We start from the raw sequence: 18,981 nt of genomic DNA, 5'->3' as shown, positions 1-18,981 counted from the left end.
AACGCCCAACGCCCGGCGCCCGACGCCCGACGCCCGTACGAGACCGAAACCTGACGCCTCCGCGAGCCCACCGAACGTCCCGCACAACCGGCAGACCCCGCACGACCCGTGGCACACCCCGCACGACCCCCGGCACGGCCCGTACATCGCGAAATCCCCGTCCCTCCGGACCTTCTGGACCATCTCCATGCTGCGAACAGCCCTGCGCAACGTCCTCGCGCACAAAGCCCGGCTGGTCATGACCGCGCTCGCGGTGATGCTCGGCGTCGCTTTCGTCTCCGGCACCCTCGTCTTCGGCGACACGGTCGCGAGCGCCTTCCGCGCCGCCTCCACCGTGAGCCTCAAGGACGTGGCGGTCTCCGTGCAGGCCGAGTACGTCCCCGGGGCCGGGAGCGAGACGCCGACCACCGTCCTCGACTCGCGCCTCGTCGACCGCGTGCGCGACCTGCCCGGCGTCACGGCCGCGCGGCCCTCCGTGAACGGCAGCGCGACCCTCGCCCGCAAGGACGGCGAGCCGCTCAACGCCGACAGCAGCTGGCAGAACCTGGCCGCCGACTACGTCATCGGGACCGACGGCAAGGACGCCCGGCACCCGCTGGTGTCCGGCCGAGCACCGGCCGCCGGGGGCGAGTTGGCACTGGACACGACGACCGCCGAGAAGGCCGGCTACCGGATCGGCGACACCGTACGGTTCGCCACCACCGGACCCGCCCTCACCAAGAATCTCGTCGGAATCGTCCGTACCGAGGCCCCCGGGTCACCGCGGGCGGCACTCTCGTCCTGTTCGACACCAGGACCGCGCAGGGCCTGTTCCTCTCCCCCGGCCGGTTCAACGAGATCTCCGTGGCCGCCGCGCCCGGCACCGACCAGCACGCCCTGACCGAGCGGGTCCGCGCACTGCTGCCGAAGGAGGGCGCGACCGCGACGAGCGGCGCCGAACTCGCCGCCGAGCAGGCCCGGCAGACCGCGGAGAACACCGAGGCACTGACCAAGATGCTGCTGGTGTTCGCCGGAATCGCCCTGTTCGTGGGCGTGTTCATCATCGCCAACACCTTCACCATGCTGATCGCCCAGCGCGGCCGCGAGATCGCCCTGATGCGCGCCGTGGGCGCCTCCCGCCGTCAGGTCGTGCGTTCCGTCCTCGTCGAGGCCGGACTACTCGGACTCGGTGCGTCCGCCGCCGGTCTCGTCCTCGGCCTCGGCATCGCCGCCGGACTGCGTCCGCTGCTCGACTCGGCCGGCGCCGGGCTTCCCGACGGCCCGCTGGTCGTCGCACCCACCGCACTGCTCGGGTCCCTGACCGTCGGCGTACTGGTCACGGTGCTCGCCGCCTGGCTGCCGTCCCGCAAGGCCGCGAAGATCGCCCCGGTGGAGGCGCTCAGCAGCGTGGAGGCATCGGCCCCGGCCCGTGGCATGCGCGTACGGAATGCCCTCGGCGCGCTGCTCACCGGCGCGGGCGTCGCCGTCATGCTGTACGTATCGACACTGGACAACGGTGCGGAGACGAACCTGCTGCTCGCCATGTTCGGTTCGTTCCTCACCCTGGCCGGCACGATCGTGCTCGCCCCACTGCTGTCCCGGCCACTGGTGTTCCTGGCGGGCCGGGTCACCACCCGCCTCTTCGGTGTCAGCGGCAAGCTCGCCCAGGAGAACGCGTTGCGCAACCCGCGCCGCACGGCCGCCACCTCCTCGGCCCTGATGATCGGCCTCACCCTGATCACCGGCCTGACCGTGGCGGGCCACTCCGTCGACCGGGCCATGAGCCGGGCCGCCGTGCAGGGCCTCACCGCCGACTACAGGATCGCCAACTCCGCGTATCTGGGCCTGGACCCGAAGCTCGCCGACAAGATCGCCGACGTCCCCGGCGTCGCCGCGACGACCCCTCTCGCCTCGGCCGGGCTCACGGTGGACGGTGAGTACGCGTTGGTCTCCGGCCTCGACCCGAAGCAGCTCGGCAAGGTCTCGGACATCGACTTCACCAGCGGCTCGGCCGCCGCGCTCGGCCCCGGCCGGATCGCGGTCTCCGAGACCTACGCCGGGCGGGCGGGGCTGCGGACCGGCGACATCGTGAAGGGCCGGTTCGACCTGGATTCCGGGAAGCCGGCGGGGCTCAAGCAGCTCACGGTCGTCGGCGTCTATGCGGAGAACCGCGTCGTGTCCGGCGTCGTCGGCGACCTCGGCGATGTCCTGCCGTACGCCATGGACGGCGGGTACGACAGCGTCCTCGTGAAGGCCGAACCCGGCAGGGCCGCGGGCCTCGACCGTGAGATCCGCTCCGCGTTCGGCGACAGCCCGCTGCTGAAGGTGCAGAGCCGGGAACAGATCACCAGGGAGGAATCCGGCGCGATCGACGTGATGCTCGCCATGATGTACGGGCTGCTCGGCATGGCCGCCGTCATCGCGATCCTCGGCGTGATCAACACCCTCGCCATGTCGGTGTACGAGCGGACCCGCGAGATCGGCATGCTCCGCGCCATCGGCCTGGACCGCACGGGGATCCGCCGGATGCTCCGCCTGGAGTCGGTCGTCATCTCCCTGTTCGGCGCGGTCCTCGGCATCGGCACCGGCGTCTTCCTCGCCTGGACGGGCGGCAGCCTGACGGCCTCGGGTCTGCCCGACTACACGACGACGGTGCCCTGGCCGCGCCTGGCCCTGTTCCTCGCCGTGGCCGTACTCATCGGCATCCTCGCCTCGCTCTGGCCGGCCGGGCGGGCGGCCCGCCTGAACATGCTGCGGGCGATCAACGCGCAGTGAACCACGCCCATTCACCGGTACGCACCGTGCAGGATCTACGCCATGGACTCACTGAACGACACCACCTGGGTGACAACACGGGCGGATCTCGTCTCCTGCATCAGACAGCTCAGCCAAGAAGCCGAGGCTCCGTCCGTTCAGCATCAAGGTGCGCTCAGCACCGGCCCAACGGGCTCGCGGAGCCCCGGACGGCACGCTCCTGATCGGGATTCAGGGATTCCGGGTGAGATCTGATTCATCGGCCGGGGCGGCGGCACGCAGCGCCGCCTCGACCCGGCGGTCGCTGGTCATGGTCGACGTGACGGCGGTCATGGTGAGGAGGAGGCCGGCGGCGGTGTAGAGCGGGGTGCGTACGTCGTAGGTGGTGGCCAGCCAGCCGCCGAGGAAGGCGCCGAACGGGGCGGCGCACATGGCGAGCATGCGGGAGGTGGAGGCGACCCGGCCCATCAGTTGGGCGGGGACGATCGCCTGTCGGAGGGAGGGGCCGAGCACCATCGTGGCACCCATGCCCGCTCCGCAGACGGCGAGCGCGAGGCCGGCGACGTACGGGTTCGGGGCGGCGGCAAGGCCCAGGACGGCGAGTCCCTCGGCTGCGGCCGTGCAGGTCAGCGCGGTGCCGGTGCCGAGTCGCCGGCCGAGGAAGGAGGCGATGCCCGCACCGAGCAGACCGCCGGTGGCCTCCGCCGTGAGGAGCAGGCCGAAGCCGAAGGTGCCGATGCCGAGACGATCGCGCGCGAAGAGGGCGAGTACGGTCTCCACGGCGAGGAAGGCGATGTTCCCGACCGCCGGACGTAACGCGAGCCCGAGCAGCAGCTGATCCCGGAATACGTACGAGGCGCCGGCCCGTGCCTGCCGCAGCAGCGACTCACGGGCCTGCGGTAGAGGCCGGGGTGCGGCGGGCAGCGACCGTACGAGCAGCGCGGAGACCGCGAACGACACCGCGTCGGCGAGCAGTGGAACCGCCCGCCCGAGTGCGAGCAGGGCGCTGCCCGCAGGCGGACCGGCGAAGCCGGACGCGGCGGTCTGGGTGCCGCGCAGGCGGGAGTTGGCGCGTTCCAGGAGCGCGGGGTCGCGGCCGAGCAGATCCGGCAGACAGGCCGTGGCGGCCGTGTCGAAGAAGAGCCCGCCGAGGCCGAGCAGGAAGGCGACGGCCGCGAGCAGCGGAATGCTCAGCAGGTCGAGCGCGGCCGCTGCCGCCGGTATCGCGAGCAGCACCGCACGCGCCGCGTCCGTGACCCACATCGTGCGCCGACGGTCCCAGCGGTCCACCAGCGCACCGCCCAGCACCCCGAAGAGCAGCCACGGCAGCGTTCCGGCGGCCGTGACGACGGCGAGCGCCATCGGATCCCGTGTCAACGTCAACGCGATCAGCGGCAGCGCGGCATGCGACACCCCGTCACCGAGCGAGGACACCGTCTGCGCAGTCCACAGCCGCCCGAACCCGGTCGGCAACTTCCGTACGTCTGACGTCACTTGGCGTCCCCTTCGGCCTGCTGGCGCGATGCCGGGTGGAAAAGTGCGAAGACGAGTGATGCGTCCGGCAGCGAGGAATCGGACAGCTCCCGGTACTCGTCCGCCAGCGCCTGCAGCCGCGCCCCCAGCTCCGCGAACTGCTCCTCGGTGAGCCGCAGATGCGCCATCCGTACGTGCCGCTCGCCATCCGCCGGCGCCGCTTCCAGGTCCGCCACCGCATGCCGCATCAGCACATCCGGCCCTCCCTCGCCCGGATCCGGCAGTGCGATCGCCCGCGCGGCCATTGCGTAGTACCGCTCGGTGACCCCCCGGACCTTCCGCGTCCGTACCACCTTCACCAGGCCCGCCCGTTCGAGCAGCCGTACGTGGTAGCTGGAACTCCCCTTCGCAAGGCCCACTCGCTCGGCGATCTGCGTGATCGTCGCGGGCTCGAAGCGGAGCACGGCCATGATCCGGTGACGCGTGAGATTGGAGACGGCGCGCAGCTGCTCGTCGGTGGTGACGTGGAACGTCTCGGGAAGATCGTCGGTAGGCATGCGTCCAATGGTCAACGTTTCTTGACCATTGGGCAAGGGGGTTGTTCCGTTTCCGTTCAGGCTTCTGGAGGCGGTGGCCGGTGGTTCGCGGACAAGACCGCGAAGAAGGCCGTAGAAGCAGGCCTGGAGATCCCGGGCTTCCGAGGCTGGATCGGAACGGCGGCCCGGATCCGTTCCGAGGTGAGCAGCTCGCCCTTCACCCGGACGCACGGGCGGATGGGCAGCTGGGCAGCTGGGCCCACGGACGCACGGACGCACGGGTCCCGGTGGGGCCCGTACGTCCGCACGTCCGCCCTGGTCGACAGCCGTCTCCCCGACGGAACGACCGAGCGCAATCAGCCGAAGAAGTCGGCGAAGTCGGCAAAGCCGGCGAAGTCGCCGATGTGGTCGCACTTCCGCGAGCGGAAAGAGCAACCGATCCGGGCAGACGCCCTCACAGCAATCGGTCGACCAGCCCGTCGACGTGTTCAGCCAGCGGCTCCATGAGGAGGAGGCCGTTTTGCCTAAAAGCTTTAGGCAAAAGCATAATGGCTATCGCTGAACAGGAGGAAGGTTATGGTCAGAGTGGGGTTGACCCCGGAGCGGCTGACGCTGGCGGGGGCGGAGCTGGCCGACGAGGTCGGCTTCGACCAGGTGACCGTCTCGGCGCTCGCCCGGCGGTTCGACGTGAAGGTCGCGAGTCTGTACTCGCATCTGAAGAACTCCCAGGAGCTCAAGACCAGGATCGCCCTGTTCGCCCTGGAGGAACTCGCCGACCGGGTCGCCGACGCCGTGGCCGGGCGGGCCGGCAAGGACGCCCTGGCCGCCTTCGCGGACGCCTACCGCGATTACGCCCGGGAGCACCCTGGCCGGTACGCCGCCGCACGGCTCCGGCTCGATCCCGAGACGGCGGCCGCCAGCGCCGGGGTGCGGCACGCACAGATGACCCGGGCGATCCTGCGTGGCTACGACCTGACGGGGCCGGACCAGACGCATGCGGTCCGGATGCTGGGGAGCGTCTTCCACGGCTACGTCAGCCTGGAGCTGGCCGGAGGCTTCGAGCACAGCGCCCCGGACTCGCAGGAGTCCTGGCTCTGGATCGTGGACTCCCTCGACGCCCTCCTGCGGAACCGGGCCACACCCTGACCCGCGGGGGTGCCGCACCGGCTCATCCACAACATTCCGAGAATCTTGATCAACAGGCTGAGGCACTGAGGCGATGAACACCGAACACAACACGATCACCACGCCGGTCACCACGGACCTCCTGCGCGGCTTCCTCGATGTGGAAACGACCGCGCACGGTCTGCTGCCGCATCGGCTGCCCGCCCGCGCACGCCGACAGATCCCCGACGATCAACTGGCCGTGGCCGAGGCCCAGCCCTCCGGCGTACGGCTGGCCTTCCGTACCCGGGCCACCACGATCGAGCTGGACACACTGCCCACCAAGCGGGTCTACCGAGGTCTCCCGGCCCCGGCGGACGGCGTGTACGACCTGCTGGTCGATGGGCGTCTCACCGCCCAGGCCACGGTGGCCGGCGGCAACGTACGCACGATCACCGACATGGTCACCCAGTCCTCCGAGCTCTCGGAGGGGCCGGCCGGCACCGCCCGGTTCACCGGTCTTCCGGCCGGTGACAAGGACATCGAGATCTGGCTCCCGCACACGGAGATCACCGAGCTGATCGCCCTGCGCACCGACGCCCCCGTCGAGCAGGCGCCGGACAACGGGCGCAGGGTCTGGCTGCACCACGGCAGTTCCATCAGCCACGGCTCGAACGCCACTCGTCCGACCGCCACCTGGCCGGCCCTGGCAGCCGCCCGGGGCGGGGTGGAGCTGGTCAACATGGGGTTCGGCGGCGGCGCGCTGCTGGATCCGTTCACCGCCCGGGCGATGCGGGACGCGCCCGCCGACCTGATCAGCGTCAAGATCGGCATCAATGTCGTCAACTCCGACGCGATGCGCCTGCGCGCCTTCGGCCCCGCGGTCCACGGCTTCCTCGACACCATCCGCGAGGGGCATCCGACCACGCCTCTGCTGGTCGTCTCCCCCGTCCTGTGTCCGGTCCAGGAGGACACCCCCGGCCCTCTCGCCCCCGACTTCGACGGTGGCACCCTGCGGTTCAAGGCGACCGGCGATCCCGCCGAACGCGCCGCCGGGCGCCTGACACTCAACGTCATCCGGAACGAGCTCGCCCGGATCGTCGGACAGCGGGCGGCCGACGACCCGAACCTGTACCACCTCGACGGCCGTGACCTGTACGGCGAGCAGGACTACGCCGAATTCCCGCTGCCCGACGAGGTCCACCCCGACCCGGCAGGACACCGCCGCATCGGCGAGAACTTCGCCCGGCTCGTGTTCGGCGACGGCGGCCCGTTCGCCGTCAGTACCGGCTGATGCCGCCGGCGGTTCTCGCCGGTGACGCGTCGCCACCGACACGTGGTGCCCGGGAAGCCTCTGGACGGGCTTCCCGGGCACCACGGACGGAGCACTGGCGCGGGGTCAGTTCACCACGTACATCTTCTTCGGCCAGCCGACCCGGTCCAGCCGCTTGAACAGGTCCTTGATGTTGGTCGGGTTGAGCTTGATGCAGCCGTTGGAGTAGTAGTCGTTGGGGCCGCTGTTGGTCCACCGCTCGGACTCGATGGTGCCCTGCTTGCCGTTCGGCTTCATCTCGCTGTGGATGAACAGTTCGGTGCGCTTGGTGCCGTTGTGGCACTTGCGGTCGGAGATCTTGATGACGAAGCCGTTGATGATGCCGTCGAAGTTCTTGCGGTGCCACTGAACGGCGTACGGCTTGCTCGCCCCGGCGTTGGGCAGCCAGCCCTTGCCGACGGCGCAGGTGTTCTTGACCTGGCCCGAGCCCGCCTTGTAGGTCTTGATCACCTTGTCCCGGCCGGGCGTGCGCTTGACCAGTTCGAGGCGGGAGTTGGTGACCGAACCCTTGTTGAAGCGCAGGTAGTAGGCGTCGGTCACCCGGGCGGACGCCTGGGCGGATGTCTGGGCGGATGTCTGGGCGGACGCCTTGGTCTCGGTGCGCGCCTGGGCCGGGGCGGCCGTGGTGGCGCTCAGGCCACCGACGAAGACCGCGGCGAGCGCGAGGGGGACGATGCGTGCGGACCATACGTTCTTGCGCATGTGAGCACTCCTGTCTGACGGGTCGCTGTACGTGACTGTTTCGCCGGCAACACCGACCCTGCTGGCCGCGTGCGCCGTGCAGCAAGGAATGCCCGCTGTCCCGGACAGTCCGCCGCTGTCCTGGCTGGTCACCACCGTTTCCCGGACAGGGACCGGGGCGGTCGTGAGCCTGCGCGACCCCCATAGGCCCTGGCGCTTTGCGGTCGCTTAAGCCCGATGGCGGAAGCTGAGACCATGTCTGATCCCATAGTCATCGTCGGTAGTGGCGCCGCCGGTCTGACGCTTGCGTGCGAGCTGGGGCCGGCCGGGGTTCCCACGGTCGTACTGGAACGTCGGTCCGAGCTCCTGGAGCGTTCCGGCGGCATGCTCCAACGCACACATCGCGGACTTCCTGCGCAAGAGAGGCCTGGAGGAACGCTTCCGGACACCGGACACGCCCACCTGGGGGCGCAGTCACTTCGGTCTCGTCTACCGGGACATCGACGGCGAACTGGCCGAGACCGACTACGACTTGATCGTTCCGCAGTGGCGCAGCGAGCAGCTGCTGCGGGAGCGCGCCGTCGAGCTGGGTGTCGAGGTGCGGCTCGGCCAGGAAGTCATCGATATCGAGCAGGACGCGGACGGCGTGACGCTCACGGTGGTCTCGCCGGAGGGTTCCGGCACTCTGCGTGCCTCGGGTGGGGTCCACAGTTCGTGGTTCCCCGGTGTCCACACCACTTTGGCGAAGCGTTCGCCCAGCAGCCGCACGGCCCATTCGATGTCCGGCACCAGCTCGCCGATGTCACCGGCGATGATCAGCCAGTCCTGATCGTTCGTGCTCCGCAGCCCTTCGACGACGAGGCGGTTCTCGGGGTAACCGACGTGCAGGTCACTGATGGCCAGCAGCTTCCCGTGCGCCACGGGTTCAGTGGGCGGCGGGCTGGGAGATCAGGGCCATGTCCTGGGCGATCGCCGCGGTGACGGCGTCCTGCTGCGGGGTCAGGAAGAAGTGGCCGCCCGGGAAGCTGCGGAAGGTGAAGGGGCCGCTGGTGAACTCCCGCCACGCCTTGGCCTGTTCCAGGCTGACGCGCGGGTCGGACTCCCCGGTGAGCACGCTCAGCGGGCAGCCGAGGGCCGGCTACGGTCCGTCCGGCCGGTAGCGGTAGGTCTCGATCGCCTTGAAGTCGGCGCGCATGGCGGGCAGCACCATCCGCAGGATCTCCTCGTCGGCGAGGACCCCCGGGTCGGTGCCCGAGAGGGTACTCATCTCCGCGATCAGCGCCTCGTCCCCGCGGGTGTGCACATTGTCCGCGGCGTAGATGTCGGGGGCGCGCCGCCCGGAGACGATGAGACCGCTGGGCGGCCGGCCCTCGCGTTCCATCCTGCGGGCCACCTCGAAGCCGAGGACGCCGCCCATGCTGTGGCCGAAGAGGAACAGCGGACGGTCGTGGTAGGGCGCGAGTACCCGGTGGATCCGGTCCGCCAGGGCGCTCACCGTAGTCAGTGGCGGTTCGTGCCGCCGGTCCTGGCGCCCCGGGTACTGGATCGTGAGCACGTCCGCGGTCGCCGCGAGGACCTGCGAGTAGCGGAAAAAAGGAGGAGGCGGTGCCGCCCGCGTGCGGCAGGCAGACGAGCCTGATCGGCTTCTCGGGAGCCGGGTGGAAGCGCCGGATCCACAGTTCTGCTTCGGTCTCGTGGATGCTCATGTGCCGGAAAGCCAGCTCTTCCCGGTTAAGCGGAGCTTGTGCGCGCCGGGGCACGCCGGGGTGGGGCACTCCGGGATCGTCCGAAGCGGCGGTTGCGTCCGCCCCGGGAGCGGATTCGTCAGGCCTGTTTGCGGGACCTGGCCTGCGGGGACAGGTGGCGGGCGAGCACGTCCAGGGCCTCGGTGACTTCCTTGAGCCGCTCGGGATCGTCGCCGAGCGCGTCGGCCAGTGCGCCCTCGATGGAGGTTGCCCTGACCTGGGCCATCCGGTCGGAGGGGCTGGCGGACTGCCGGACCAGTAGGCGGCGGCGGTCCGCGGGGTCGGGGTTGGTGACCACGGCACCGGCTTCCTTCAGCCGGGCCACCGCGGTGGAGACCTGGCTCTGTGGAAGGCCGGTACGGGCCGCGATCTCGCCGACCGCGCTGTCGGGGTGGGTGGCCAGGTCGCTCACCACGATGAGGACCGAACGCACACCGCCGCCGTAGCGGGCCGCGCCGCCCTCCGGCTCGGGCATCGCGCCCTCCCCGATCTTCATCAAGGTTCGCCCCAGCAGGAATAGCTCTACTCCATCCATGCCGGCAGGTTACATCGCTTTCGATGCATCTTCTGAAGATGCATCTCCCAAGGATGCATCTTCCAGCGATGCAACTACTTCGATACATCTATCTTGATACATCTAAGAAGATGGGTTAGCTTCGAAGCAGACGCCGGGACACCGGCCATCGACGGACGAAGGAGACGGTCGTGCTCAAGTGGCGCGGGAACCCCTGGGCTGTCCTGGTGACGCTCTCGCTCGGGTTCTTCATGACCCTGCTGGACCTGACGATCGTGAACATCGCGATCCCCGACATGATCAACGGCCTGGGAGCCTCGCTCGACCAGACCCTGTGGGTGGTCAGTGCCTACGCGCTGACGCTCTCCGTGCTGCTGATCACCGCGAGCCGGCTCGGCGACATGCGCGGCCCGCGCAACCTGTTCGCCGCGGGCCTGGTCGTCTTCACCCTGGCAAGCATCGCCTGCGGATTCGCCCCGAACGCAGCGGCCCTGATCGCCGCCCGCGGAGTACAGGGGCTGGGCGCCGCACTCCTCGTACCGCAGACGATGACCCTGATCGTGTCCGTCTTCCCGGCTTCCCGGCGCGGCTCCGCGCTGGGCATCTGGGGCACGGTCGCGGGCCTGGCCACCCTGTCCGGGCCGACCCTCGGAGGCGTCCTGGTCTCGGCCGTGGGCTGGCGCTGGATCTTCCTGGTAAACGTACCGATCGGGATCGCCGCGCTCGTCCTCACGTTCCTGCTCGTCCCCGACATCCGCCCCGCCCGCGCCCACCGCTTCGACCTGACGGGCGTTCTTCTCGCCACCGCCACCCTGTTCTGCCTGGCGTTCGGTCTCCAGGAGGGCGAGCGCTACCAGTGGGGTCCGGGCATCTGGACGCTGCTCGCCGCGGGCGCGGCCCTGGCCGTCGGGTTCCTGCTGCACCAGCGCGGCCGGCAGGACCGTGAGCCGCTCGTCCCCTTCGCGCTCTTCAAGGACCGCAACTTCACCGTGATGACCGTGCTGGTCGGACTCGTCTCGATCGCCATGCTGGGGCTGGTGCTGCCCTTCAACCTCTACCTCCAGTCCGTCCTGCACATGAGCGCGATGAAGGCGGGTCTGGTGCTGGCCCCGTCCTCCCTGGTGTCGATGGCACTCGGCCCGTTCGCCGGGCGCATGTCCGACCGGATCGGCGGCAAGTACCTGATGATCACCGGACTGGCCCTGTACGCGTCCGGCGTCCTCGCCATCGCCCTGATCGCGGGCCCCGCGACCTCCTGGTACGCCTTCGTCCCCGCCACCCTGCTCACCGGGCTCGGCGTCGGATGCATCGTCGCCCCGATGTCCACCGAGGCCATGCGCAATATCCCGCCCCAGCTCGCCGGAGCCGCCTCGGGTGTCAACAACACCGTCCGCCAGATCGGTTCGGTCATCGGCGCAGCCGCTGTCGGCGCCCTGGTGCAGGGACAGCTCTCCGCCGGGATCTCGGCCGGCCAGACCTACTCGGCCGCTTTCCTCTCCACTCTGCACAGCACCGTGGCCCTGCCCATCTCGGTCCTGATGGTCGGCCTGCTCGCCTGCCTCCTGATCCGCAACCACACCAAGTCCCGCACACCGGGCACCGACCCGGCCACAGCCCCTGTCGTTCCTCCGGCCGGGGCCGGCCCCCGGACCGGCCGGGCCGTCGGCGCCACGACGGGGCCGGCGGACGGGAAAACGCTTTAGACGAGCTTTAGAGCAACCGCCGATCCTGCGCGCAGCGAAGCACCCCTACTGCCAAGCCGAAGCAATGAGGACTTCCGAACAATCCGCACCTGCGCCGAAGGAGACGGCAGTCATGGAGAATCCCAACGTCATTCTCACTGGTGGTCCTACGTTCCTCATCCACGAGGAGGACCGCGTGCGCTACATCGCGAACACGAACTCCAAGGTGAAGGTACTTTCGGGCAACCGGTACGAGCACTTCGAGCCGACCGACGAGACCGTCGTCGAAGGCAACCGAGAGCTCCAGGTGTTCGCCTGGAGCGGCTGCACCTACGTCGCCGAGCAGACCGGACAGGCCGGACAGGCCGGGCGCGACCGGAACCGGTCGGCGTCGGCCGACAACACGGAACGATCCATGAGGCAGCGGCCCGGCAGCGTCCCGGACCGCTGCCCTCCGCTGTCCGCACCGGCGCGGGAACGGGAGGGCCGGGCGGGCCGCCGCTCCCGGGGGCTACGCGGCGAGTGCGGCGGGCTCTCGCAGATGGGCGGCGGCCGTACGCCACGCGGTGGTCACCGCGGTCCGGGCCAGTGCCGTCCGGATGGCGCGGTCGCCGGTCAACTCCAGTGGCGCGCCCACGTGTACGTGAAGGTCCGGCCGGCGCAGTGGGGCCGTGAGCAGGCCGGCGAGTTGCTTGGCGGCGCCGCCCGAGGTGATCCGGCGGGCTCCGGCCTGGCCCACGGGTACGACGGGGGCGCCGGTGCGTTCGACGAGCCGGGCCAGGCCGCTGCGGAAGGTGCCGGGTGCCGCTTCCGCGGCATCCCTGCGGCGGGGCAGGCCCCCTTCGGCGTAGATCAGGACCAGCCGTCCCTGCTCCAGGGCTTCCGCCGCGGCGTCCAGCGCGGCCGCGGCGCGCCGGTCACCGCGGATGACGGGTATGTGCCCTTCGCGGGCGAGCGCACGGCCGAGCACCGGGACGCGCCACAGCCCCGCGGCCGCCATGATGACCGGCTCGGCGCCGAGGCGGTGCAGGGCGGCGGTCACGATCGCGGGATCGGCCAAGGACGTGTGGTTCGCGGCGACGATGCTGCCGGGCGCGAGTTCGGTGCCGGGGTCGGCGGTCACCGTCAGGCGGCCGACAGCGGGCACCAGGACGTCGGCGATGCGGCTGAGCATGAACGGTCTCCCGGTCTGGACGATGTTGGTCCTCATCGTCGGGGGCGGGCGCCGGCCGGAGCGTGAGTCGTCGTACTCATCTTCCCGGCAGGCCGGGTGGCGCCGCTCTCGGTGAGTGCCCAGACGACGAGTGCGAGGCCGCTGAATCCGGCGCCCAGCACGCACACCGCGCTCCAGCCCGCCGCGGCGTACAGGGTTGTCGCGGCAAGGGCCCCGACTGCGCTTCCGATCGAGTAGAAAACCATGTAGCCGCCGATGAGCCGGCTGCCCGCCTCGGGGTGCAGCGCGTGGATCAGGCTCTGGTTGGTGACGTGCACGGCCTGTACGGCGAGGTCGAGGAGGACCACTCCGGCCGCGAGGGCCCACAGCGAGTGCCGGGTGAGGGCGAGGGGCAGCCACGAGAGGGTCAGCAGGGCCAGGCCGAAGCCGGTGGTCCGGTTCGCGAGGCCGCGGTCGTTGAGCCGGCCCGCGACGTTCGCGGCGAGTGCTCCGGCGGCGCCGAGCAGTCCGAACGCGCCGATCGCGGTGGACGACAGGGACATCGGGGGATCGCTGAGGACCAGGGTGACGCTGCTCCACAGGGTGCTGAACGCGGCGAAGACGAGGAGCGCGAACAGCGCGCGCAGCCGTGGCAGGCGTTCGCGCGTGAACAGGCGGACGGTGGAGGTGAGCAGGCGCCCGTATCCCAGTGTGGGTGCCGGTGTGTCGCGCCGGGGTATGACGCGGTGCAGGGCGAGGGCCGCCGCACAGGTCAGTACCGCCGAGGTGAGGTAGACCGAGCGCCAGCCCGCGAGGTCGCCGAGCAGTCCGGAGACGGTACGGGCGAGCAGGATGCCGGTGACGACGCCGCTGGTGACAGTGCCGACGACGCGGCCGCGCCGGGCGGGCTCGGTGAAGGAGGCGGCGCAGGCGACGAGGGACTGTGTCACGACCGCGAGCAGCCCCACGGAGGCCATTCCGGCGAGGAGTGCCGCGCTGCTGGTCGCGGTCGCGACGAAGAGGAGCGCGGCGGCCAGCAGAAGCAGTTGCACCGTGATCAGGCGACGGGGGTCGAGCCGGTCGCCGAGCGGAACGATGAGGAAGAGGCCGAGGCCGTACCCGATCTGCGTGAGGGTGACGACGGCGCCGAGCGCCGCCGGGGCGATCGCGAACTCGTTGCCGAGGGCCACCAGAAGCGGCTGGGCGAAGTAGACGTTGGCGACCGCGGTTCCGCAGGCGACCGCGAACAGTGCGGTGGCGCCGCGGGGCAGTGCGGCGGCGGGTGTCGCCTGGTGCATGGTGGACCCTCCAGCAGTTCGGTTGCATGTTGCCACCAGTGACCGTAGAGGTAGCTGGTAGCATGTTGCAACCGACATGGGATGGGCGGTTGACCGCAGAGCAGAGGAGAGCGTCGTGGTGAAACGGACCAGGTTCGACGACAGCGACTGCCCGGTCGCGCGATCGGTCGACGCGATCGGCGACTGGTGGTCGCTGCTGATCGTGCGCGACGCCTTCGACGGGAGCCGGCGTTTCGGCGAGTTCCAGCGCAGCCTCGGGGTGGCCAAGAACATCCTGAGCGCCCGGCTGCGCACCCTGGTCGCGGGCGGGATCCTGGAGTCGGTACCGGCGCCGGACGGCGGCGCGCACAACGAGTACGAGCTGACGGAGAAGGGCCGGGAGCTCTTCCCCGTCATCGTCGCGCTGCGTCAGTGGGGCGAGGCGCGGTTCTTCGAACCCGGCGAACCCCATTCGGAACTGACCGATCGCCGCCAGGGCCTCCCCCTGCTCCCGCTGGAGGTCCGGGCGCACGACGGCCGGCCCCTCACGCCGGACGAGACGGTCGTCACCAAACTCGACGGCACCACGACACCCCACCGCCCGCCGGGCCGATAGGCGCGGACTACGCCCGCCGGTGCTGCTGACGGCGGTCTTCCTGCCCCCGGCAGTACGGCGGTTCAAGCGGCTGAGCCGATAGCCGCTGGTGGGATGGGGTGCGGGAGCGGGGAGGCCGCACTTCGGACAGGCGCTCCCGGTGCCCCGGGACTCGTAGGATGGCTCACCTTGGAGGTGGGTCGTGTTCGACAGGGTTCGTACCGTGATGACGTTCGCCCTGGATCCCGAGGCCTCGGCCCGCTGGTGGGGAGAGCTGTTGGGTGTCCCCGTGCAGGTGGACGTCAGCGATGCCGGAGACGTCTACGCCTGGGTGGAGGCCGGCGGGGTCGAGATCGGGTTCCACCCCGCCGACGACGAGCGCAATCCGCGTGGCGGCAGCCCGGTCGTGTACTGGGGAGTGGCGGATGTCGACCGGGTGCGCGAGCGTCTGCTGGCGGCCGGGTGTGAGCACCACCGGGGTCCGCTGGTGATCGGGCCGGGGCGGCGGATCGCCCAGTTGCGTGATCCGTTCGGGACCGTCGTCGGCATCGAGGGGCCGTAGGCGCGTCGGCACATGTCACTCCGGATCGTTCCGGATGCCTCGTCCGGCGCTCCCGCCCTTACCTTTTCGACGGCGCCCGCCAGAACGACCGGCCCGGAGCTCGGGGAGCAGCGATGCCGACGACCGTCACGACCCGCCGGCCGACCGCCGCAGCCCTGGGACGACAGGAGCGCAAGGTGCTCCACGCGGTCGGCTGCGGTCTGCGGGACGACGAGATCGCTGCCGACCTCGCCGTCTCCGAGGACGTCGTGGCCGGGCACCTGGCGCGGATCCTCGTGAAGCTCGGGCTGCGCGACCGGGCCGCCGCCGTCGTCCATGCCTTCGACTGCGGCCTGGTCGTGCCCGGTTGCGGTCCCCGTCCGCAGGCGGCGGGCCCGGTGGTGCGGTCGGCGGGCGGGCCGAGGGTGGAGATCTCCGTGCTCGGGCCGCTGGAGGTGCGGCTGGGCGGACGGGCCCTGGATCCGGGGCATCTGCGCCAGCAGGCCGTGCTGGCGGCACTGGCGCTGTGTACGGGACGGACGGTCAGTCAGCAGGAGCTGCTCGACGGGGTGTGGGGGATGGAGCCGCCGGTCACGAATGTGGTGCCGGTGTACATCTACCGGTTGCGCAAGACGCTGCGCCCCGGGGGCGGCCCGGAGTCGGTGATCGAGCACGACCGGTGCGGCTACCGGCTCTCCGCCGGCGGGGTCGAGGTGGACGTGGCGCGCATGGAGGCGCTGGTCACCGATGCCTCGGCGGCCGATCGGGCGGGCGAGACGGCGGAGGCGGTCCGACTGTGCTCCCGGGCGTTGGGGCTGTTCCGCGGGGAGCTGCTGGCCGGTCTGCCCGGTCCGTTCGCCGAGCTGGAACGGCTGCGGCTCACCGAGCGCAGGATCGCCGTCGTGCAGCGGAAGTCGGAGTGGCAGTTGCGACTGGGCCGGCACTGCGAAGCGATCGCCGAGCTGTCCGCATTCTCCGCGGCGCATCCCTTGAACGAGTCGGTGGCGGCGATGCTGATGCGTGCGCTCTACCGCGGTGGCCGGCAGGCCGACGCGTTGTCCGTGTTCGATCGTGCCCGCCGCCGGCTGGCCGACGACCTGGGGGTTCGTCCCGGCCGGATGCTGCGGCGGACGTGCCAGATGATTCTGCGCGGGGACGAGGCCGGGCTGGTCCCCGGAGCCGGCCTCGGCGGTCTCGCGCCGTGACCGGTCCGGGACGCCGGTGGGTGAGCACCACCTGCCGGTGGCCGGCCGACCGGCCGTCGGCAGGTGGTGATCGGGGCGTCCGTGGTTACGCGGGGTACCAGGCGCCGTTGTACCACTGCTCGTTGGCGCCGTCGTTGTGGTGGTCCATGTTGAAGTCTTCGGGGTAGTTGTTGACGTGGTTGGCCGGGTACGTCCAGATGCCGGCGGACTCGTCGCAGACGTAGTCCCAGTGGCAGATGGTCTTGACCGGCACATTGCCGAAGAACTTGTCGGCACCGGCGAGCGGTGCTCCGACGATCCCGCCGAACGGCACGGATCCGCCGTTGGCGCCGGGGTTGCCCTGGCGCTTGGGGTCCGCGATGAGGATGGCGTTGACGTTGCCGAAGGTCTGCCAGTTCTCGGTGACCCAGATGTGCACCACCGCGGCGCCCAGGGAGTATCCGGCCATCTTGACGTGCTGGCCGGGGCAGGCCGCCCGCTGGTCGCGGACCAGCCGGTTCAGCTCGTTGACGCCCGCCCGGGCGCTCGCGCCGTTGGGGATCTGGGTGGGGTACCCGACGTGCTGCTGGATGTTGCCGTAGAAACCGTCGTTGTTCCAGGAGCTGCCCGTGCCCCCGACGACGATCGTGTAGGTGCCCTCGCACGGTGCCGCCGCCTGTGCCGCGGTCCCCTGTGCCACCGAAATCCCGGCGGTCAGCAGCAGACCGGCTGCCGCGGCCGCGATACTTCTTGTTCGCATTCCGTCCTCCCCATGTGGTTGGCCGGCGCGGCCGCGTTCCGGTGCGGTACGCGGTCGGCCCGGGTCATCGAAGACAGTGGCAGCGGTCGATGACATCGCGATGAAACCCGGCTCCGGCGGGCCGTATCGCGGGCGGTATCGGCGTCCGGCCGTCGGCGATAACCCATGGATAAGGGCGCCGCCTAACTTCGGAGTTCATGCAGGAGGCTCAGACCTGAAAGGGGTTTGCCGCATGGACTTCCGGATTCTCGGGCCGGTGGAGGCCCGGCGTGACGGGGACTGGATCGCGTTGTCCGGTTCCAAGGTGCATACGGTCCTTGCCGCGATGCTGCTCGCACACGGGCGGGTCGTCTCGGACTCCAGACTCGGCGCGCTGCTGTGGGGGTGGGACCCGCCGGTCACAGCGAGCGCGCAGATCTATACGTACATGTCGCGGCTGCGCAAGCTGCTCGGTGACGAGGTCGAGATCGTGCGGCGGCAGCCCGGCTACGTGCTGCGGGCGCCCGGGGCCCGGATCGACGTCGTCGAGTTCGAGCGGCTCGACCGGCTCGGCCGTGAGGCACTGCGGGAGCGGCGTTTCGCCGACGCGCAGGCACTGCTGACCGAGGCGCTCGGGTGGTGGCGCGGTCCGGCCCTGTCGAATGTGACCGAGTTCCTTCTGGAGGCGGAGCTGCCGCAACTGGAGGAGGCGCGGATGCTGGCGCTGGAGAACCGCATAGAGGCGGATCTCGCGCTGGGCATGCACGAGCAGGTGACGGCCGAGCTGACGGGCCTGGTCGCCGAACATCCCGTACGCGAGCGGCTGCGCGCCCAGCTGATGACCGCGCTGTACCGGTGCGGGCGGCAGGCCGACGCCCTCCAGACGTACTACGAGGGGCGCAAGGTGCTCGTCGATCAGCTGGGGGTGGACCCGGGCGAGGCGCTCGGCGCGACGTACCAGGCCGTGCTGGGCGGGGAGTTGGGGTTGCGAGGTGCAGGGGCAGCGCGGGGGCGGTCCGATGTACCCACCATGCTTCCGGCCGCGGAGGACGGCTTCGTCGGCCGGTCCGCGGAACTGTCCCTGCTGACCGCACGGTTGGCGGCCGGGACGAACCGGCCCCGGCGGCTGCTGGTGACCGGGATGGCCGGGGTGGGCAAGACCGCGCTCGCCGTGCGCGCCGCCGAGGAGAGCGCCGGCCACTTCCCCGACGGCCAGCTCTTCGCCGAGCTGTGCGATCAGGACGGCACGCCCAAGGACGCCGGCGAGGTGCTGGTGCGGTTGCTGCGGGCGCTGGGCGAGCCCGGTCTCGACGGCGGCTCCCCGCGCGCCACCGACCGCGACGAGCTGGTCCGGCTCTACCGTGCGCGGACCTCCGGCAAGCGGCTCCTCGTCGTCCTCGACGACGCGGTCGGCGACCTCCAGGTGGCGCCGCTGCTGCCCGCGAGCCCGCAGGCGGCCGTGCTGATCACCAGCCGGGCCCGGCTGGCCCGGGTGACCGGGGCGGACACCGTGGCCCTCGCACCGCTGGACGACGACGAGTCCCTGGCGGTGCTGGCGGCGGCGGCCGGTGCGGAGCGGCTGAGGGACGACCCGGATTCCGCCGACGACCTGGTCGCGTACTGCGGGGGGCTGCCGTTGGCGCTCGCCGTGGTGGGGGCCCGGCTCGCGGCGCGGCCGTCGAGGCCGGCCC

At 70.9% G+C, this 18,981-nt stretch carries 16 protein-coding genes and 5 pseudogenes; 12 read left to right on the top strand and 9 right to left on the bottom strand.

Features of this window, described 5'->3' with window-relative positions; all coding sequences use genetic code 11:
* The first annotated feature begins 187 nt into the window (after positions 1-187).
* Positions 188-880, top strand: coding sequence for an ABC transporter permease (locus EES42_RS47750; protein ID WP_323187758.1), 693 nt, complete (start codon positions 188-190; stop codon positions 878-880).
* Positions 844-2,754 carry an ABC transporter permease gene (locus EES42_RS40050; RefSeq protein ID WP_346775443.1) on the top strand — a complete coding sequence of 637 codons (1,911 nt, stop codon included), beginning with the start codon at positions 844-846 and terminating at the stop codon, positions 2,752-2,754. The genes EES42_RS47750 and EES42_RS40050 overlap by 37 nt, the downstream gene beginning before the upstream one ends.
* A gap of 210 nt (positions 2,755-2,964) precedes the next feature.
* On the opposite strand, the gene EES42_RS40045 is transcribed toward EES42_RS40050, so the two are convergent.
* Together EES42_RS40045 and EES42_RS40040 are read right to left on the bottom strand one after the other, a co-directional pair.
* On the bottom strand, positions 2,965-4,227 hold the full coding sequence (locus EES42_RS40045) for an MFS transporter (RefSeq protein WP_124723132.1): 1,263 nt from the start codon (positions 4,225-4,227) through the stop codon (positions 2,965-2,967).
* Entirely contained in the window at positions 4,224-4,763 is a 540-nt protein-coding gene (locus EES42_RS40040) for an ArsR/SmtB family transcription factor (RefSeq protein ID WP_124723131.1), read from the bottom strand. Before EES42_RS40040 ends, EES42_RS40045 begins: the two co-directional genes overlap by 4 nt.
* Positions 4,764-5,318: 555 nt before the next feature.
* Here EES42_RS40040 and EES42_RS40035 point away from each other — a divergent pair.
* Positions 5,319-5,888, top strand: a complete 570-nt coding sequence (locus EES42_RS40035; protein ID WP_124723130.1) for a TetR/AcrR family transcriptional regulator — start codon at positions 5,319-5,321, stop codon at positions 5,886-5,888.
* A gap of 73 nt (positions 5,889-5,961) precedes the next feature.
* The gene (locus EES42_RS40030) at positions 5,962-7,140 is read left to right on the top strand and encodes a GDSL-type esterase/lipase family protein (RefSeq protein ID WP_124723129.1); all 1,179 of its coding nucleotides are present in this window, start codon (positions 5,962-5,964) and stop codon (positions 7,138-7,140) included.
* Between the two features lie 105 nt (positions 7,141-7,245).
* On the opposite strand, the gene EES42_RS40025 is transcribed toward EES42_RS40030, so the two are convergent.
* Positions 7,246-7,881: a L,D-transpeptidase family protein gene (locus EES42_RS40025; RefSeq protein WP_124723128.1), complete on the bottom strand. Its 636-nt coding sequence runs from the start codon at positions 7,879-7,881 to the stop codon at positions 7,246-7,248.
* Positions 7,882-8,097: 216 nt separating this feature from the next.
* On the opposite strand from EES42_RS40025, the pseudogene EES42_RS47460 reads away from it, so the two are divergent.
* Together EES42_RS47460 and EES42_RS46940 are read left to right on the top strand one after the other, a co-directional pair.
* A pseudogene (locus tag EES42_RS47460) lies at positions 8,098-8,199 on the top strand (hypothetical protein); the annotation flags it as partial.
* A pseudogene (locus EES42_RS46940) lies at positions 8,165-8,494 on the top strand (FAD-dependent monooxygenase); the annotation flags it as partial. The pseudogenes EES42_RS47460 and EES42_RS46940, both read left to right, overlap by 35 nt.
* A 59-nt stretch (positions 8,495-8,553) precedes the next feature.
* On the opposite strand, the pseudogene EES42_RS40010 reads toward EES42_RS46940, so the two are convergent.
* The 3 genes and pseudogenes from EES42_RS40010 to EES42_RS40000 all read right to left on the bottom strand — a co-directional run.
* Positions 8,554-8,781: pseudogene (locus EES42_RS40010) on the bottom strand (metallophosphoesterase); the annotation flags it as partial.
* Between the two features lie 4 nt (positions 8,782-8,785).
* Positions 8,786-9,415 (bottom strand): annotated as a pseudogene (locus tag EES42_RS40005) (alpha/beta fold hydrolase).
* 269 nt (positions 9,416-9,684) lie between these two features.
* On the bottom strand, positions 9,685-10,140 hold the full coding sequence (locus EES42_RS40000) for a MarR family transcriptional regulator (protein ID WP_124723126.1): 456 nt from the start codon (positions 10,138-10,140) through the stop codon (positions 9,685-9,687).
* Positions 10,141-10,310: 170 nt separating this feature from the next.
* Between EES42_RS40000 and EES42_RS39995 the strand changes: the two genes are divergently transcribed.
* The gene (locus EES42_RS39995) at positions 10,311-11,822 is read left to right on the top strand and encodes a DHA2 family efflux MFS transporter permease subunit (RefSeq protein WP_124723125.1); all 1,512 of its coding nucleotides are present in this window, start codon (positions 10,311-10,313) and stop codon (positions 11,820-11,822) included.
* A 64-nt stretch (positions 11,823-11,886) separates the two neighbouring features.
* Positions 11,887-12,132: pseudogene (locus tag EES42_RS46935) on the top strand (DUF5988 family protein); the annotation flags it as partial.
* A 180-nt stretch (positions 12,133-12,312) separates the two neighbouring features.
* Here the strand turns inward: EES42_RS46935 and EES42_RS39985 are convergent.
* Both EES42_RS39985 and EES42_RS39980 read right to left on the bottom strand, forming a co-directional pair.
* Entirely contained in the window at positions 12,313-12,975 is a 663-nt protein-coding gene (locus tag EES42_RS39985; protein ID WP_124723124.1) for a lysophospholipid acyltransferase family protein, read from the bottom strand.
* Between the two features lie 32 nt (positions 12,976-13,007).
* Positions 13,008-14,252 (bottom strand): MFS transporter, encoded by a 1,245-nt coding sequence (locus EES42_RS39980; protein ID WP_124723123.1) that lies wholly within the window; start codon positions 14,250-14,252, stop codon positions 13,008-13,010.
* 115 nt (positions 14,253-14,367) lie between these two features.
* Between EES42_RS39980 and EES42_RS39975 the strand changes: the two genes are divergently transcribed.
* The 3 genes from EES42_RS39975 to EES42_RS39965 all read left to right on the top strand — a co-directional run bounded on the left by EES42_RS39975 (position 14,368) and on the right by EES42_RS39965 (position 16,572).
* Entirely contained in the window at positions 14,368-14,847 is a 480-nt protein-coding gene (locus EES42_RS39975) for a winged helix-turn-helix transcriptional regulator (protein ID WP_124723122.1), read from the top strand.
* Between the two features lie 181 nt (positions 14,848-15,028).
* Complete coding sequence (locus EES42_RS39970; protein WP_124723121.1) at positions 15,029-15,388, top strand: VOC family protein; 360 nt, start codon at positions 15,029-15,031, stop codon at positions 15,386-15,388.
* 113 nt (positions 15,389-15,501) lie between these two features.
* Positions 15,502-16,572 (top strand): BTAD domain-containing putative transcriptional regulator, encoded by a 1,071-nt coding sequence (locus tag EES42_RS39965; protein WP_124723120.1) that lies wholly within the window; start codon positions 15,502-15,504, stop codon positions 16,570-16,572.
* Between the two features lie 85 nt (positions 16,573-16,657).
* Here EES42_RS39965 and EES42_RS39960 read toward each other — a convergent pair whose 3' ends face one another.
* Positions 16,658-17,311 (bottom strand): cutinase family protein, encoded by a 654-nt coding sequence (locus EES42_RS39960; protein WP_124723119.1) that lies wholly within the window; start codon positions 17,309-17,311, stop codon positions 16,658-16,660.
* A gap of 232 nt (positions 17,312-17,543) precedes the next feature.
* On the opposite strand from EES42_RS39960, the gene EES42_RS39955 reads away from it, so the two are divergent.
* Positions 17,544-18,981, top strand: a 1,438-nt coding sequence (locus EES42_RS39955) for an AfsR/SARP family transcriptional regulator (RefSeq protein ID WP_241196890.1), incomplete at its 3' end; no start/stop codon positions are given.

It is taken from the genome of Streptomyces sp. ADI95-17, assembly GCF_003846175.1.
In the GTDB taxonomy this organism is placed as follows: Bacteria; Actinomycetota; Actinomycetes; order Streptomycetales; family Streptomycetaceae; genus Streptomyces; species Streptomyces sanglieri.
This window is presented reverse-complemented; position numbering and strand designations above follow the sequence as displayed.

Excerpts from the sequence above, each read along its gene's own strand:
- EES42_RS39965 (WP_124723120.1), top strand. The coding sequence starts at position 15,502 with ATGCCGACGACCGTCACGACCCGCCGGCCGACCGCCGCAGCCCTGGGA.
- EES42_RS39960 (WP_124723119.1), bottom strand. The coding sequence starts at position 17,311 with ATGCGAACAAGAAGTATCGCGGCCGCGGCAGCCGGTCTGCTGCTGACC.
- EES42_RS40030 (WP_124723129.1), top strand. The coding sequence starts at position 5,962 with ATGAACACCGAACACAACACGATCACCACGCCGGTCACCACGGACCTC.
- EES42_RS40040 (WP_124723131.1), bottom strand. The coding sequence starts at position 4,763 with ATGCCTACCGACGATCTTCCCGAGACGTTCCACGTCACCACCGACGAG.
- EES42_RS47750 (WP_323187758.1), top strand. The coding sequence starts at position 188 with ATGCTGCGAACAGCCCTGCGCAACGTCCTCGCGCACAAAGCCCGGCTG.
- EES42_RS40035 (WP_124723130.1), top strand. The coding sequence starts at position 5,319 with ATGGTCAGAGTGGGGTTGACCCCGGAGCGGCTGACGCTGGCGGGGGCG.
- EES42_RS40000 (WP_124723126.1), bottom strand. The coding sequence starts at position 10,140 with ATGGATGGAGTAGAGCTATTCCTGCTGGGGCGAACCTTGATGAAGATC.
- EES42_RS39985 (WP_124723124.1), bottom strand. The coding sequence starts at position 12,975 with ATGCTCAGCCGCATCGCCGACGTCCTGGTGCCCGCTGTCGGCCGCCTG.
- EES42_RS40025 (WP_124723128.1), bottom strand. The coding sequence starts at position 7,881 with ATGCGCAAGAACGTATGGTCCGCACGCATCGTCCCCCTCGCGCTCGCC.
- EES42_RS39980 (WP_124723123.1), bottom strand. The coding sequence starts at position 14,252 with ATGCACCAGGCGACACCCGCCGCCGCACTGCCCCGCGGCGCCACCGCA.